Source organism: Amycolatopsis stemonae, from assembly GCF_054781455.1.
Genome location: NZ_BAAGUJ010000023.1, coordinates 47689 through 62938, shown reverse-complemented (window position 1 = coordinate 62938; position 15250 = coordinate 47689). Strand labels below are relative to the sequence as shown.

The following is a 15250-nucleotide window of genomic DNA, read 5'->3' as shown; positions in this document are numbered from 1 at the left end:
TAGGAATACCGCGCCTTCGCGGGTGGCGCGAGCGCGCACGACCCTGTCGAACCAGCGCGCGGTTGGTACCGTGGGCCGGACCGACCGTGGAGCCGACGATGACGTCATTCACCGCACTGACGGAGCAGTTCGACGGCGTGGCACCGCGCCCGATCGCGTTCACGTCCTGGGCCGACGCCGTCCGGCGCAGCGTGCTGAGCTTCGAATTCGACTGCGACCGGCCGGAGGAGTTCACCGGCCGGGTCCGGGACCGGCGCCTGCACGGGGTCAGCTTCGTCGACATGGCCTCCGGCCGGCACGCCGCCTACCGCGACCACCGGACGATCCGGCCCGCCGACGCCGGGTTCTACGTGCTCACCCTGCAGCTGGCCGGCGAGATCCGCATCGCGCAGGACGGCCGCGTCGCCCGTCTCGAGCCGGGCCTGTTCGCGCTCTACGACTCGGGCAAGCCGGCCGCGCTGACCGTCGGCGACGGCTACCGCTCCACCTGCATCCGCTTTCCCAAGACCGCGATCTCACCCCGGCAGGAGGACCCGCTGGCCGAGATCACGGCGAGGCCGTTCGCGTGCGCGCCGGGCCTCACCGACACGGTGTGGAGCGCGGTGCTCAGCGTCAACCGCAACCTCGAATCCCTCGGCGTGCACGGGCCCACCGCCGTCCGGTCCCTGATGACGCTGGTCGGCACGATGCTGCGCGCCGAGCTCGGCCACCACGTCCCGGCCCGGCCCCCGCACGAGGAGCTGCTCGACCGGATCCTCGACCACATCGACGCCCACCTGACCGACGCGGCCCTCGGCCCCGGCCCGATCGCCGCCGCCCACTTCCTCTCGCCGCGCGCCTTGCACGCGTTGTTCGAGCGGACGGGCAGCACGGTGTCCCGCCACATCCGCGAGCGGCGCCTCGAGCGGTGCCGGTCCGACCTGGCCGACCCCGTGCTGAGGCACGTCCCGGCGGCGGCGATCGGGGCTCGGTGGGGGTTTTCCAGTGCGTCCCACTTCGGGCATGTTTTCAAACAGGAGACGGGTTTGACGCCGGCGGAGTACCGACGGCAGACGGTGTGCACCGGACTCGTCACCTAGTCGGCAAGCGAGGTGACGCGCGTCATCTGGACTCTTCGTCCAGGCGCTATACAATCTGTCTGGTGAGCAGTGGTGACGCCCTTGGCCGGGTGCGCGATGTCTGAGCGAGACGCCATTCTCGCCGCGCTGGCTCCCGTCGCCGACGGTATCGCGGCGACCCTCGGCTCCTTCTGCGAAGTCGTCGTCCACGACTTCCGCCGGCCCGAGACGTCGGTGGTGGCGATCGCCGGGTCGGTCACCGAACGCAGCGTCGGCGGGTCGATGAGCGAGATCGGCATGGGCCTGCTGGCGCGGGGGGACGACGCCGAGGACCAGCTGAACTACGTCACCCGCACCGCGTCCGGGAAGCTCGTCAAGTCCTCGACCATGCTGGTGCGCGACAGCGGCGGCTCGGTGTTCGGCGCCCTCTGCGTGAACCTCGACGTGACGGCCCTGGGGCAGCTGCGGACCCTCGTCGGCGAGCTCGCCGACGTCGGCACGGCCGCCGAGACACCGACCACGACCTTCGGCGACGACGTCGAGGCCGTCGTGGACGCGATCGTCGACGAACACCAGCTGCGCCTGAACAAGCCGTGGGCCGCGCTGAGCCGCGACGAACGCCTCGACCTCTTCCGCAGCCTGCACCGGCGCGGCGTGTTCGCCATCCGGGGCGCGGTGCCGCAGGTCGCCGCCCGTATCGGCATCTCCCGCGCCTCCGCCTACACCTACCTCGCCGACGTCCGAGCCCCAGGAGAAGCATGACCCCGCCCGTGACCCTCGCCGACATCCGCGACGCCGCCGCCCGGCTGGCCGGCGTCGCCCACCGGACCCCGGTGGTGCGCTCCCGCACGCTCGACGACCTCGTCGGCGCCGAAGTCCTGCTGAAGTGCGAAAACCTCCAGCGCATCGGCGCCTTCAAGTTCCGCGGCGCGTACAACGCCGCCTCCCGGCTCTCGCCGGAGCAACTGGCCAAGGGGATCGCGGCGTACTCGTCGGGCAACCACGCCCAGGCCGTCGCGCTCGCCGCCCGCGAGCTCGGCAGCAGCGCGGTCATCCTCGTCCCCGAGGACACCCCGAAGTCCAAAGTGGACGCGACCAGGGGGTACGGCGCCGAGATCGTCACGTACGACCGCTACACCGGCGACCGGGTCGCGCTCGGCGAGGCGCTGGCCGCCGACCGGGGCCTGGCCCTGATCCCGCCGTACGAGCACCCGCACGTCATCGCCGGCCAGGGCACCGCGGCGCTGGAACTGCTCGAAGACGCCGGGCCGCTGGACACCCTGGCCGTGCCGGTCGGCGGCGGAGGCCTCATCGCGGGCAGTTCGACCGCGGCGAAGGCGGTCCAGCCCGGCATCCGCGTCGTCGGCGTCGAACCCCAAGAGGGCGACGACACCAAGCGGTCCCTCGACGCCGGCGTACGCGTTGCGATCCCCGTGCCGCGGACCATCGCCGACGGCCAGGCCGCGTCGATCCCGGGCGAGCTGACCTTCTCGATCAACCGGAACCTGGTCGACGACATCGCGCTGGTGTCCGACGACGCCGTGCGCGAGGCGATGCGGTTCGCGTTCGAACGCCTCAAGCTCGTCCTCGAGCCCAGCGGCGCGACCGGCCTGGCCGCGCTGATCAGCGGCCAGGTGGCCGCGTCCGGGCGCGTCGGCGTGATCCTCAGCGGCGGGAACGTCAGCCCGGAGCGCTTCGCGGAACTGATCGCCTCGTAGCCGTGGGGGTGCGCACCCCGGCCGCGAGCTGGGCCGTGAGCCGTTCGAACGCGGCCTGGTCGCGCGCGCCGAGCAGGGTCTCGACCAGGGCCGAACCGACGATCACGCCGTCGGCGAACGCGGCCACCTCGGCGGCCTGCCGGGCGTCCGAGATCCCCATGCCGACGCACACCGGCAGCGCGGTGACCGCGCGGAGCCGGCGCGTGAGGACGGCGGCGGCCTCGTCCACCGCCTCGCGCGTGCCGGTGACGCCCATCAGCGCCGACGCGTAGACGAACCCGGTGCCGGCCGCGGCGGTTTCCGCCAGCTGGGCGTCGGTGCTGCTCGGCGCGACCACGAACACCGTGGCCAGCTCGTGCGCCGCCGCGTGCCGCCGCCAGGCCGCGGACTCCGCCACCGGCAGGTCCGGCAGCACGCAGCCCGAGCCGCCGGCCGCGGCCAGCTCGCGCGCGAACCGCTCGGCGCCGTAGCGGGACACCGGGTTCCAGTAGGACATCACCAGCACCGGCTTGCCCGTCGCGTCGTGGACCTCGCGGACCGTGCGCAGGACGTCCGCGATCCGGACGCCGCCGCGCAGCGCGATGTCGTCGGCGGTCTGGATGACCGGGCCGTCCAGCACCGGATCACTGTGCGGCAGGCCGACTTCGACGATGTCCGCACCGGCGTCGAGGACCGCCCGGAGCGCCGCGATCCCGCCGTCGACGGTGGGGAACCCGGCCGGCAGGTAGGCGATCAGCGCGGCCCGGCCGTCCTTCTTGGCTGTTTCGAAGGCTTCGGTCAGCAGGCTCATCGCGCGCCCTCCGGTCCGAAGTGGACAGCGGCGGTGTCGAGGTCCTTGTCCCCGCGGCCGGACAGGTTCACCAGGAGGACGGCGTCCGGGCCGAGCTCGGTGCCGACCCGCAGTGCCCCGGCCAGCGCGTGCGCGCTTTCGATCGCCGGGACGATGCCTTCGGTCGAGGCGAGCAGGCGGAACGCGGCCATCGCCTCGTCGTCGGTGACCGGGCGGTACTCGGCCCGGCCGGAGTCGTGCAGGTGCGCGTGTTCCGGGCCGACGCCGGGGTAGTCGAGCCCGGCCGAGATCGACCAGGCCTCCTGGATCTGGCCCTCGTCGTCCTGCAGGACGTAGGAGCGGGAGCCGTGCAGGACACCGGGCTCGCCCGCCGAGAGCGACGCCGCGTGCTGCCCGCTGCGGACGCCGCGGCCCGCGGCTTCACAGCCGATCAGGCGGACGCCGGGGTCGTCGAGGAAGGCGTGGAACAGCCCGATCGCGTTCGACCCGCCGCCCACGCAGGCGATCGCGGCGTCGGGCAGCCGCCCGGTCCGCTCGAGGAGCTGACGGCGGGCCTCCACGCCGATGACGCGCTGGAAGTCGCGGATCATGGCGGGGAAGGGGTGCGGCCCGGCGACCGTGCCGAACAGGTAGTGCGTGTCCTCGACGTGGGCGACCCAGTCGCGGAAGGTCTCGTTGATGGCGTCCTTGAGGGTGCGGGACCCCGACGTCACCGGGACGACCCGGGCGCCGAGCAGGTCCATCCGGGCGACGTTGACCGCCTGGCGGCGCATGTCCGTCTCTCCCATGTAGACGGTGCAGGCGAGCCCGGTGAGCGCGCAGGCGGTGGCCGTCGCCACGCCGTGCGAGCCCGCGCCGGTCTCGGCGATGACGCGGGACTTGCCCATGCGCACGGCCAGCAGGGCCTGGCCGAGCGCGTTGTTCACCTTGTGGGAGCCGGTGTGGTTCAGGTCCTCGCGCTTGAGGAACACGCGGGCGCCCCCGGCGTGCTTGGCGAAGCGCGGCACCTCGGTGAGCGCGCTGGGGCGGCCGACGTAGTGGGCGAGCAGGTCGTCGAACCGGGCGGCGAAGGCGGGATCCGCTTTCGCCCGCCGGTATTCGGCGGCGACCTCCTCGACCGCGGCGACGAGCGCCTGCGGGACGAACTGGCCGCCGAAGGCACCGAAGTACCCCTTGGCGTCGGGAAAGGGCCCCGGCGCGGCCGGGAAGAAGAAGTTCATGGTGAATGTGCTCCTGACCCGGGACGTCCCGGGTGGTTCGTGGCTGGTCGGGGATCACCGGAGCGCACGACCCCGCGGGCTCACCGGGGAGAAGATCCCTCAGCGACCCCACGCGACGCGCGGCGCACGGTGCCATCGCATCCCGTCGACCTGGCCCGCCTCGGAGCCGATCGCGTACCGCACCCGCCGCCCGCGCACGCGCCGCGCGGGCGCCTGGCAGCCACGCGGCCGGCGGCCACGGGCGAAACGGACGGTGAGAGGCACGCGGCCAGCTTAATCCGACGGCGCATGGTCGTCGCAAGCGTTTTCGGCGTGAGCCCGGTCGCCCCGCACGGCCCGGTTCGGGCCAGTGTCGAGATACCGACCGTTCTCTCTGCTAACCTCGCTACACGGACTGCTGACCGGCAGGGAACTGGAGAAGGCCGTGAACCTCGCCTCCGTCGACGACCCGGACGCGCTGCGCTGGTACGCCCGGTTCGCCGCGGGCCGGGCCCGCTGACGTGCGCCTGGGAGCGACGCTCGCCCGCCTGGCCCCGGGCCCGCCGATCGCGCTCGCCGAATGGGCCCGGCGCCTTGCGGGCGAAGGGTTCGAAAGCCTGTGGACGCCCCAGATCGTCGGGCGCGGCTTTCTGGTGCCGGACCCGTTCGTCACCTTGGCGGTCGCCGCGACGGCGACCGAGGGCGTCGAACTGGGCACGGCCACCGTGCAGGTCCCGCTCCACCACCCGGCCGACCTCGCGCACCGGGTGCTGTCGCTCGTGTCCGTGTGCGGCGACCGGTTGACCCTCGGCGTCAGCCCCGGCTCGACCGACCTTGACTACGGCGTCTTCGACCGGGACCACGCCGAGCGCTTCCGGACCTTCCGCGCGAACCTGCCGCGGCTGCGGGACCTGCTCGAGCACGGGCGGGACGAGCACGCCGACCTCGCGCCGCCCCCGGCGTCCGGCCGGCCGCCGATGCTGCTCGGCTCGTGGGGCGCCAACGTCGAGCGGGCCGCCCGCGAGTTCGACGGCTGGCTGGCCTCCGCGTACCGCCGCGGCGCGGACCAGATCATCGCCGCCCACGAACGGTTCCGCGCGGCCGGCGGCCGCCGGGCGGTCGTGTGCGCCGTCCCCCTGTCCGGAAAGGACAGTCTCGGCCCCGCGCGCGAGGTGCTGCACCGCTACGCGGAGGCCGGCTTCGACGACGCAGTCGTGCTGATCGGACCGGAGGGACCGGATCCCGCGGAGGTCCGGGCGCTGTACCCCTAGGGGCCGGTGGCGCCGTCGGCGTAGTTCACGGTGACGTTCTTGAAGCCGAGCGACTGCAGCAGGCCGGTCAGCATCGTCCGGGTGTTGCGCTCCGCGTCGGCGATCAGCGGGCTCTTCGCGGCCGCGCCCTGGATTTCCTTCTGGGCCAGTTCGTACAGGGCCTGCTGGGAGTTCGGGTTTCCGCCGAGGAACTCGTTGATCTTGGTGAACAGGCCCTGCTGTTGCGCGTAGACGCGGGATTCGTGCACGTCCAGGGTCGCCGGCTCCAGCTGCGCGTGCCCCAGGGTGACCGTGGCGGACTGGCGGTCTTCGGAGACCTTGACCGCGTCTCCCTTCAGCCGCGAGAAGTCGACGAAGGCGTTGTCCTTGCCGACACCGATGAACAGGGTCTGGCTGCCCGCGAGGAAACTGGGCAGGATCGAACTGGTCGTGATGTCGACGACCACCTGGAACGACCCGCTGGCGGCCTCGTAGCGCGAAAGCTCGACGATCGACTGCAGCAGCACCGGACCGGAGTGCTCTTCGGTGTGTTCGGCGAACGGGTTCCGCAGTTGGGGTAACAGGTGTACGGCCGATCCGACGAGGACGGCGGCGGCGAGGACCACCACTGCCACAGCCAACGCGACGAGCCGCTTGCCCCAGGCACCCATGCCGCCAGGAATACCCACCCGGCGGGCGAACCAAGCTTTTCCGAGGTCAGTCCCGGCGGCGGTCGCGCTCGCCGGCGCTACGGTTCGCGCAGGACGTCCTTCAGGGCGGCGGGGACGACCGCGGTCGGCAGCAGTGCGGTCAGCCGGTCGGTGAGCCGGCTGTCGCGGACCAGGGTTCCGTCGGCCAGCCCGGCGCTGACGGCGGCCGCGTCCGGCTGGCGCCGGGCCCAGGTTCGCGCCAGTTCGCCGTCGAGCAGGAGCCGGTAGTCCTCGCGCATGTGCCAGCCGATGCCCGGGTCCAGGCGGGTGTTGGCGGCGAACGCGGCTCCCGCGTTGGCGACTTTGCGGGTGAACTGCGCCAGCCCGCGGTCGGGCACGTGCAGGATCGTCAGCGGCCGCTCGGGGGCGAGCTCGCCCAGGGCACCGGTCGCGCTGTGGTTGCCGACGCCGACCGTCACCGCCGGATCGGCGCGGTGGCACACCTTGTTCCCGATCCGGGTGCCCCGCGCCGACAGCGACAGGGTGTCGCGCAGGACGTGCGTCGACGGCCACGGGCCCCGGCGAGCGGGATCGGCCACCAGGTTGTCGCGGACCATTTCGACGGTGCCGCACCGGCTGTCGACGGCGGCCAGCGCGTCCGCGATGGCCGTCCGGCCGGCTTCGGCGGCCGCGCCGGGCCAGAGGAACTCGTCGGCGTCACCGTTGATCACCCAGTCGGCGCCGTGCGACTCCGCGGCGCGCCGGGCCATCGCGGTGACCCAGCGGGCCTGCTCGTAGTCGCGGCCCGGCTCGTGCCACAGCTCGAGCACACCGGCGTCGCGGTAGCGTTCGAGGATTTCCGTGGTGCCGTCGACGGACCCGTTGTCGGTCGCCACCACGAAATCCACGCCCGCGGCGAGGTGGTGCTCGACCGTGGCCGCCACGATGTCGGCCTCGTCGCGCACCAGCAACGTCATCACGATCCGCACTCGCCGGCCCCCCGTCGCCTGCACCGGAGTTCAGCATACAAAGGCGCGACGGGCCGTCCCCCTCGGAGTGAGGGAGACGGCCCGCCGGCGCGGCTCAGCCGTGCGCCACCGCGACTGTCCGGTCGGTGGCCGGCGGCATCAGCTTCGGGTATTCCTTCTGGAACTTCTCGATCATCGTGGCGGTCGGGACGATCCGGTTCGGGTTGCCCTGGCTCGTCGCCTGCTTCTCGCCCCACGCGCCGGCGGCCTTGCGCTGGTCCGGCGTGCCGTGGCTGTGGTAGCAGTCGCCGATGGAGGCGTCCAGGTAGGTGACCTCCTGCTGGGTGCGGGCGTCCCACGCGAAGCCCTTGGCGTGCGCCACGAAGTAGCCGCCGTAGGCGTCGGGGCCCATCTCGGACGACTCGTTGCGCGGGTGGTTGTCGTGCGCGAAGTCGACCTGGTGGCCGTACTCGTGGCCGACGACCGACTCCACCGAGACATCGTCGAACCCGAGGAAGTTGACCGTGTCGAGCAGGCCGTCACCGAGGGCCACGCGCTTGCCGCCGAGGCTGTCGGCCGGGGCGGAGAACGCGTTCAGGGTGAGCAGCGGGTGGCGGCCGCCCTGCAGGGCCGGCACTTCGTAGAGCACCTTGGTGGCGAGAGCGGCGGCGTCCTTCACCTTCGCCGGCGCGAGGCCGAGTGCGAAGGTCTGCGCCATCTTCGCCTGGCTGCCGAGGTCGGTGCCCTTCCAGGCGACGAGCTGGATGTTCCAGCTCTCGATGTCCCAGAAGCCGCGCAGCTTGTCGATGGTCCGGGTGGCGCGCGGGGTGTACTGGCCGTCGGTGCCGAAGAACTGCGGGGTCTTGTCGGACGCGACGCCCTGGACGTAGAGCTGGCTGAGCCCCGACAGCGCGTTGAACGCCTGGTTCTCGAGCGGGGTGAGCTGCGCGGCGAGCTTGTTCGCGTAGGTCAGCAGCGAACCCTCGGTGCAGCCGGGAATCGGCCCCGCCGCGGCCCGGCGCTGCGGGCCGATCGGCGGGATGGGCGACTCGATGAGCCGGTCGACGCCGCGCACCGCGCTCGCGGGCAGACCGTTGTAGAGGTCGACGACGTCCTGGTACAGCTGCGCGACGTCCTGCTCGACGGTGGACGGCGCGGCCGCCGCGGGCACGGCCGTGGCGAGCGCGAGCGCCGCCGCCGTGCCCGCGGCCGCGAGCGTTCTGCCGAAAAATCGGGTCCGGTCTGGCAAGGTGGTTCCCCTCTTCTGCGCCGGTTCAAGATCACGAAGCACCGCCACGTTAGGGCGGAGATTGACGGCAGAACCGGCACCGGCCCGAGAACCCCGGAATGGCTCACGCCTTTCGAAGGGTTTTCGCCGTGCGACATCGGCCGAAAGTACTAGGTTCACCGCGGCGGCGCGGATCGTCTTCACGAGGGGGAACGGACGCTTTTCCGCGCGACTGGCGACCAGGGTTCCCGGCTCCCGGTCGCGATGGACAAGCCTTGCTGTCGCGCACCTGGCCACGGGCGCCGCAATCGAGGAGACGTGCGTGTTCCGGCCGGTCGCCACTATGGGAACACGCACGGCGAACCCATGAGGAACGCACATGAACGGCAGTGAGTCGCACCCGGAGTGGGCCACGCCGAAGCAGCCTCCGCGCCGGGCGAAGTCCATTACCGATCGAGGAAGGAAGTACCCCGCACATGCTGGAAATCTTCGAGTCCATCGAGAACGAGAACGAGCTCGCCATCCTGGCGAACAACAACGTCGCCCCGGAGATCGAGTTCAGCTGGGACGAAGACTGATCACCCGCTGATCGGATTGGTCCCCGGGGTGCGTCCGTAGCACACCCCGGGGACCAACCGGCATGTCCAGGATAACGCGCGCAGCAGCGTGGAGGAAGCAGATGTCACCTGAGTGGATCGCCGGGCACGTCCGGGTCGTCGCCGAGGGGCCGGACCGCTGCCTCCTGGTGCCGCCGAGCCGGACCATTCTCCGCGTGCGCGTCGCCGCCGGGCGGATGCGGGACTGGCTCGCCCTCCTCGACGGGACCCGCACCGAGGACGAACTGCTGGCCGCGGCGCCCGACCCGGGTGAGTTCGCCGAGGTCTGGGCCGCGCTGACCCGCGACGGCTGCGTCCAGCCGGTCGCCGACACCCGGGACCGGTCCTGGTACCGGCTGCTTCCCCAGGCCCTGCGCACGCAGCGGCTCCACGACTACAGGTTCCTCTGGCTCGGCCCCGCCGGGCCCGTGTCGGTGCTGGCCGAGGCCTGGCAGGCCGCCGGCCTGCGGGCCGAAGCCCGGGCCTGTGCCCAGGACGGCCTGCTCGCCGCCGCCGAACAGGCGCTCGACGAGCGCCTCGTCGTCTGCCCGGTGTTCAGCCACGCGCCGGCGAAGGCCGTGATCGCGCTCGACGACGAGCTCGAACGGCTCGAGGCGCTGCGGCTGGTCGTCCGGCTGCTCGACCACAAGGTCTTCGCCGGGCCGGTGATCAAACCGGGGACCGGCGCGACGATGTCGGACGTCTACCGCCGCCGGGAGGCCGCCGCGGCGTCGCCGGCCCTGTTCCAGGCCGAGCACCGGGATCCGCCGCCGGCCGAGCCGGATGCGGTGCGGCCCGCGGAACTGCGCTGGGCCGCCTCGACGCTGGCCGTCCAGGCCGAGCGCTGGCTCGCCGGGGCCGCGCGCGCGGAGATCCAGTCGGCCGAGCTGGTGCTGGACTGCGCGCACCTGAACGTCGAGCACCACGGCATCCTCGCCCTGCCCGACCAGGGCGATCGGCGTCGCGCGGTCCGCCGCACCGACGCGTGGCACCTGCGCGATCCCGAGGCCGGGGTGATCCGCTCGGTGAAGGCGCAGCCGACGCCGGCGCACTTCCCGCGGTCCCTGCACATCGCCGTGGCCCGCGCGGCCGACATGCGCCGGGTGATGGACTTCCCCAACGACCTGACGGCGTTCGGCTCCAGCTGGGAAAGCGCCGCGGCCGCGGAAGGCCCGGCGATCGGCGAGCTGATCGAGCGGTACTGCGCGAACTGGGTTTCGCCGCGGACGCCGAGGGTGTCGGCGAGCCACGCAGAACTGACGCGCCGCGGGCTGGCCGCGGTGGCACCCGGCAGCCTGGTCGGGTACTCCGCGCAGCAGCACGCGGAACGCGGGTTCCCGTTCGCGCCGCTGGACGAGCACACGACCGTCGCGTGGGTGCCCGGCCGCGGGCTGCTGAGCGGCGAAGAGCGCTGGGTCCCGGCGTGCTGGGTGTACGTGTCGTGGAACTCCGTCCGGCCGGACGGCGAACAGCGCCACCTCTACCCGAACCTGTCCGGCATCGCGGGCGGGCGGACCTGGGCGGAAGCCGTCGCGAACGGCCTGTCCGAGACGGTCGAACGCGACGCGTCCATGGTCTGGTGGGCGAACACGCCGGTGCTGCCGCGGGTTCCGCTCGAGGACTTCGCGCCGGAGCTCGCCGCCGAGCTCGGCGACCGGTTCCGGACGGCGATCATCCCGATCTCGGACCGGTACGGCATGGCCACCGCGGCCGCCTGCGTGCAGGACGTGCGGTCGGACTTCCTGGCCATCGGGTTCGCGACCCGGCCCGGTTTCGCCGAAGCGGGGCGGAAAGCGCTGGCCGAGGGGATCGGTCTGCAGTGGACCGGGCTGACGATGGCGGGGGCGCGACCGGGCAGCGCGCAGGCGAACGTCCTTTCCGCGCAACGGAACCTGAAGCCGTTCCGCGAGGACGGGCGGTACCTGGACTCCTACCGGGCCGACTTCCGGGACGTCAAGGACCTGTCCTGCCAGCTGCAGATCTACCTGGACCCGCGCGCGGCCGCGCACGTCTCGCCGTGGACGCTCGACGTCCCCGCCGGACCCCGCCCGGCCGAGCCGGCGCACGCACCGCAGTCCGCGGACGCGGTGATCGAGCGGATCGCCGGGGACCTGCGGGCTGAGTTCGGCGAAGAGCCGATCGCCGTCGACCTGACCACCCCGGACATCGCCGAGGCCGGGTTCTCGGCGGTGCGCGTGCTCAGCCCCGGCCTGGTGCCGAACTTCCCGGCGGCGTTCCCGCAGTGGGGCCGGGAGCGGGTGAGCCGCGCCGCCGTCGACCTCGGCTGGCGCGGAACGCCCCTGCCGGAGTCCGGGCTGAACCGCTTTCCCCTGGCCCACTACTGAGGAGGCAGCATGTTCGCCCGCTGGACGCAGCTCGACCTCACCCGCATCCCGCGCGGGCGGTCCGTGCTCGCCTCCGTCGCCATCGACTCGGTCGCCACCGGTGCGCTGCTGCCGTTCGTGCCGCTGTACTTCGTCTTCCGGGCCGGGCTTTCCCAGGCCGAGGTGGGCGTGCTGATGACGCTGGCCGCGGTCCTGGCCCTGCCGGCCGGGACGCTGGCCGGCCGGTTCGTCGGGCGGTTCGGCTCGGCGCGCTGCCTCGTGGCCATCAACTACGTGCGCGCGTTCGCCGCGGTCGGCGCGTTGTTCGCGACCAGCCGGGTGCTCGCCCTGGTCGTCCTGCTGCTGTCGACGGCGGGCGACAACGCGTTCTGGGCCGGGAACTCGACGTTCGTCGCCGACATCACCGGCGACCAGCGGCGCCGCTGGTACGCGCTGGAAGGCAGTCTCCGCAATGCCGCGATGGGGCTCGGGGCGCTGGTCGGCGGGCTCGCCGTCGGGTTCGCCGGGAGCGGCGGGCTGACCGTGTTCATGGCGCTGAACGCCGTGTCGTTCGTGGTCGCGGCCGTGCTGCTGCGCGGAGTGCGCACGACGCCGCGGGTCGCCGGCTCCGAACGCCCGGCGCGCGCGTTGTCCGTCTACGCGGACGTCAAGTTCAGCTTCTTCCTGATCGCCTCGGTGCTGCTCGTGGTGCCCCTGCTGGCGATGCCGTCCGTCCTGACGCTGTCCCTCGTCCAAAGAGGACAGTGGGGTGCCGGGCTCGCCGGGGTGCTGATCGCGCTCAACGTCGTGATTCTCGTGCTGATGCTGCCCGTGGTGTCGCGGCGGGTGGAGCGATACGCCCACCGCACGGTGATGATCGCGGCCGCGCTGTCGATCGCGGGCGGGGCCGCCGTGCTGGGTGCCGGGTTCCTGCTGCCGTCCGGGGGGACGGCGGCGTGCGCGGTGCTCGGCATGGTCGGGATGACCGCCGGCGAGCTGCTGAGCACGTCGGTGATGAACGACTTCGTGGCCCGGATCGCGCCGCCCGCCCGGCTCGCCCAGTACATGGCGGCCTACCAGCTCGGCTGGGCCGCCGCCGGGCTGCTCTGGCCGGTGGTCATGCTGTCGCTGACCGCCCGGGGCGGGGCGGTGGTGTGGCTGGTGACGGCGGCGTGCGGCGCGGCGGCCGCCGGGGCCTGCACCCTGGTCCGCCCGGCCCCCGTCGACGCGCCGGTCGCGCTCGCGGCGGTCCGGTGATCGTCGTCGAACGGCAGCGGGGCCGCGCGCTGCAGACGGTGTGCCTCACCTTCGGGCGCGGGCAGCGTGACGAGCCGCTGCCGGGCCTGGCACACCTGGTGGAGCACGTGTTCCACTGCCGCGGGCGGGCCGGGTCGGGACAGTTCTTCGCCTCCCTGCGGACGGCCGGGGCGATCTGCAACGCCTACACGGGCGCCGATTACGTCCAGTTCTGGGTGAGCGTGCCCCCGGCCGGGCTCGGCCGGTGGGCGCGGATCGCCCGGCGGCAGCTCGCCGACCCGGTCCACGAGCCGGCCGCCGTGCGGCGCGAACTCGACGTGATCGCGCAGGAGGTGGCGCTCAAGGTGCTGCGGCACCCGCAGCGCGGGTTCAGCGTGCAGTACAACCGGGCGGCCCTGTTCGACGACGAACCCAACGCGCACACCGGCTTCGTCGACAACCCGGCGCTGCGGGAACTGACGCCCGGTGACCTGGACCGCGCGTTCCGGTTCTTCCTCGACCCGGCGGTCGCGCAGGTCGCGAGCGTCGGCCCGCTCGGGCCGGACGACGTGGCCGAGCAGCTGTCGCCGGTGCTCGACGTGCTCGACGGGAGCGCCGTGCCGGGCGCGCCGCGTCCCCACGAGCCGAGCGGGCCGCGGGTCGTCCGGATCGGGCGGGCCGACGACTCGCCGCACGCCCGTGCGGTGTGCTTCCCGGTGGTCCGGAGCGGGCGGTGGCTGACCGACCTCGCGGTGGCCCAGGTCGTCGCGGCGCTGCTGGGCCAGGGTGGCGCACGGTCCCTGGTCGGCCGTCACGCGCCCGCGGGGACGAGCGTGACGGCACGCGTCGGGATCAGCGGCGACCCGAACGAGGACCGCTCGCCGACCTGCCTGACCGTGGAGGCGACGGGGGAGCCGGACTGGCTGCCGGACGCGCTGGGCTCGGCGCTCGGGGTGCTCGCCGGCGGGCCCGGCCCGGAGGTGGTGGCGGACGCCGCGCGGTGGGTGCGCACCGGGGCGCTCAAGCGGTTCGACCGGCCGGTGCCCCGCACGCGCGCCGCCACCTGGTTGCGGATGTTCGCCGGGGCCTCCGTCGGCGACCACCTCGCCGCGCTGTCCGATGTGGACGGTGAGCGGGTGGCCAAGGCCGCGGTGGAGCTGGCCGCGCACGGTGGCCGGGAGATCGTGCTGTGACCGCCGTCCTGGACTGCCTGCCCGAGCGGATCGCGACCGGGTGGCCCGCCGACGTCTACCGGTCCGGGATCGCGTCCGGGCTGGCGCACGTCCGCTGGACGCTGGACGCGACCGGCGCGTCCGCCAAGGTTGCCGAGGCGTGGAAGCGGGCGCTGGTGGCGCGTCCGGGATGGCGGGGGACGGCCGCGAACACCGGCGCCGGGGTGGGCACGAAGGTGCTCGCCGGACGCCCGGCGTTGTCGTTCACCGTGACCGAAGACCGGCTCGGCGAGCTGCTCGGGTTCCTCGGCGGCACGGCGCTGACCTGGGCGGATCTGGACGTCGCCGGCACCGGGCCCGCGGGGAGCCCGCGGCTGGCCGCCCGGCGCCTCGCCGTGGGTGAAGACCCGTGCGTCCGGGCGGACGGCCCGCTCGGGACACACCTCACGGTCCTCGCGGACCTCGACGGAACGCCCGAGCCTCTCGCGGTCCGCGAGCCGCCGGCCACCACCGCACGGCCGAGGCGCGGTGGCGAAACGCACCAGGACGGAACGGGCGGGCAGGCTTGGTACGCCGTGTGCTGGGACCTGCCGCCGGTGGACGCCGAACAGGCCGCGGCGGCGGAGCTGTTCCTGTTCGGGGTGGCCGGAGCGCCGTTCGCGCCGCTCTACCAGGCGCTGCGGGACGATCTCGGGATCAGCTACGGCCTGCGCACGAGCGTCCAGTGCCGGCCGGGCGCCACGCGGGCGTGGCTCGAACTGGGCTTCCCCACCGGGCGCGCGGCCGAGGTGCGCGACGCGACCGAGCGCGTGCTCGGCCACCACGACGTCCCCCGGTGGATGGAGAACGCGCGGAACGTGCTGCTCTCGTCGGTGCTCGCGGCGCTCGACTTCGGGAGCGGGCAGGCGGACGCGCTGGCGTTCGGGCACGCCGTCGGCGATCCCGCACACTCGTGGCAGGTCGCGGGACACCTGGGCGGCACCGGGCGGCTTTTCGACCGCGTCCCCGCCGCGCTGGGCACGCTCGCGACCGCGAACATCGGCAGCTACCACACGTGAGGA

Annotated in this window: 15 protein-coding genes; 9 read left to right on the top strand and 6 right to left on the bottom strand. The window is 73.4% G+C overall.

Translation table 11 applies throughout. The features are described 5' to 3' along the window. The first annotated feature begins 98 nt into the window (after positions 1-98). The 3 genes from ACYVLJ_RS44470 (at position 99) to ACYVLJ_RS44460 (ending at position 2776) form a co-directional block, all read left to right on the top strand. Positions 99-1079, top strand: a complete 981-nt coding sequence (locus ACYVLJ_RS44470) for a helix-turn-helix domain-containing protein (RefSeq protein WP_460443236.1) — start codon at positions 99-101, stop codon at positions 1077-1079. 96 nt (positions 1080-1175) lie between these two features. Continuing rightward, on the top strand, positions 1176-1820 hold the full coding sequence (locus ACYVLJ_RS44465) for a helix-turn-helix transcriptional regulator (protein WP_460443235.1): 645 nt from the start codon (positions 1176-1178) through the stop codon (positions 1818-1820). Beyond that, positions 1817-2776, top strand: a complete 960-nt coding sequence (locus tag ACYVLJ_RS44460; RefSeq protein ID WP_460443234.1) for a PALP domain-containing protein — start codon at positions 1817-1819, stop codon at positions 2774-2776. The genes ACYVLJ_RS44465 and ACYVLJ_RS44460 overlap by 4 nt, the downstream gene beginning before the upstream one ends. Here ACYVLJ_RS44460 and trpA read toward each other — a convergent pair. The 3 genes from trpA to trpM all read right to left on the bottom strand — a co-directional run bounded on the left by trpA (position 2739) and on the right by trpM (position 5050). Continuing rightward, the gene (gene trpA, locus ACYVLJ_RS44455; RefSeq protein WP_460443233.1) at positions 2739-3566 is read right to left on the bottom strand and encodes a tryptophan synthase subunit alpha; all 828 of its coding nucleotides are present in this window, start codon (positions 3564-3566) and stop codon (positions 2739-2741) included. The genes ACYVLJ_RS44460 and trpA overlap by 38 nt on opposite strands. Then, positions 3563-4786 (bottom strand): tryptophan synthase subunit beta, encoded by a 1224-nt coding sequence (trpB, locus tag ACYVLJ_RS44450; RefSeq protein WP_460443232.1) that lies wholly within the window; start codon positions 4784-4786, stop codon positions 3563-3565. The genes trpA and trpB overlap by 4 nt, the downstream gene beginning before the upstream one ends. Positions 4787-4885: 99 nt before the next feature. Next, positions 4886-5050 (bottom strand): tryptophan biosynthesis modulator TrpM, encoded by a 165-nt coding sequence (trpM, locus tag ACYVLJ_RS44445; RefSeq protein WP_451976386.1) that lies wholly within the window; start codon positions 5048-5050, stop codon positions 4886-4888. Between the two features lie 85 nt (positions 5051-5135). On the opposite strand from trpM, the gene ACYVLJ_RS44440 reads away from it, so the two are divergent. Both ACYVLJ_RS44440 and ACYVLJ_RS44435 read left to right on the top strand, forming a co-directional pair. Further along, on the top strand, positions 5136-5285 hold the full coding sequence (locus ACYVLJ_RS44440; protein WP_460443231.1) for a hypothetical protein: 150 nt from the start codon (positions 5136-5138) through the stop codon (positions 5283-5285). A gap of 1 nt (position 5286) precedes the next feature. Beyond that, positions 5287-6036, top strand: coding sequence for an LLM class oxidoreductase (locus ACYVLJ_RS44435; RefSeq protein WP_460443230.1), 750 nt, complete (start codon positions 5287-5289; stop codon positions 6034-6036). Here ACYVLJ_RS44435 and ACYVLJ_RS44430 read toward each other — a convergent pair. The 3 genes from ACYVLJ_RS44430 to ACYVLJ_RS44420 form a co-directional block, all read right to left on the bottom strand. Beyond that, positions 6033-6686, bottom strand: coding sequence for a DUF4230 domain-containing protein (locus tag ACYVLJ_RS44430; RefSeq protein ID WP_460443229.1), 654 nt, complete (start codon positions 6684-6686; stop codon positions 6033-6035). The genes ACYVLJ_RS44435 and ACYVLJ_RS44430 overlap by 4 nt on opposite strands. A 77-nt stretch (positions 6687-6763) precedes the next feature. Beyond that, complete coding sequence (locus tag ACYVLJ_RS44425; protein ID WP_460443228.1) at positions 6764-7678, bottom strand: glycosyltransferase family 2 protein; 915 nt, start codon at positions 7676-7678, stop codon at positions 6764-6766. Between the two features lie 70 nt (positions 7679-7748). Further along, positions 7749-8882 (bottom strand): hypothetical protein, encoded by a 1134-nt coding sequence (locus ACYVLJ_RS44420; RefSeq protein ID WP_460443227.1) that lies wholly within the window; start codon positions 8880-8882, stop codon positions 7749-7751. Between the two features lie 658 nt (positions 8883-9540). On the opposite strand from ACYVLJ_RS44420, the gene ACYVLJ_RS44415 reads away from it, so the two are divergent. From ACYVLJ_RS44415 to ACYVLJ_RS44400, 4 genes are read left to right on the top strand one after another with little or no spacing between them, the layout of a single operon-like run. Continuing rightward, complete coding sequence (locus ACYVLJ_RS44415; protein WP_460443226.1) at positions 9541-11802, top strand: YcaO-like family protein; 2262 nt, start codon at positions 9541-9543, stop codon at positions 11800-11802. A 9-nt stretch (positions 11803-11811) separates the two neighbouring features. Then, positions 11812-13038 (top strand): MFS transporter, encoded by a 1227-nt coding sequence (locus ACYVLJ_RS44410; protein WP_460443225.1) that lies wholly within the window; start codon positions 11812-11814, stop codon positions 13036-13038. Next, positions 13035-14210: a M16 family metallopeptidase gene (locus ACYVLJ_RS44405; protein WP_460443224.1), complete on the top strand. Its 1176-nt coding sequence runs from the start codon at positions 13035-13037 to the stop codon at positions 14208-14210. The genes ACYVLJ_RS44410 and ACYVLJ_RS44405 overlap by 4 nt, the downstream gene beginning before the upstream one ends. Beyond that, positions 14207-15247 (top strand): peptidase M16 family protein, encoded by a 1041-nt coding sequence (locus tag ACYVLJ_RS44400; protein ID WP_460443223.1) that lies wholly within the window; start codon positions 14207-14209, stop codon positions 15245-15247. Before ACYVLJ_RS44405 ends, ACYVLJ_RS44400 begins: the two co-directional genes overlap by 4 nt. Positions 15248-15250: the final 3 nt, after the last annotated feature.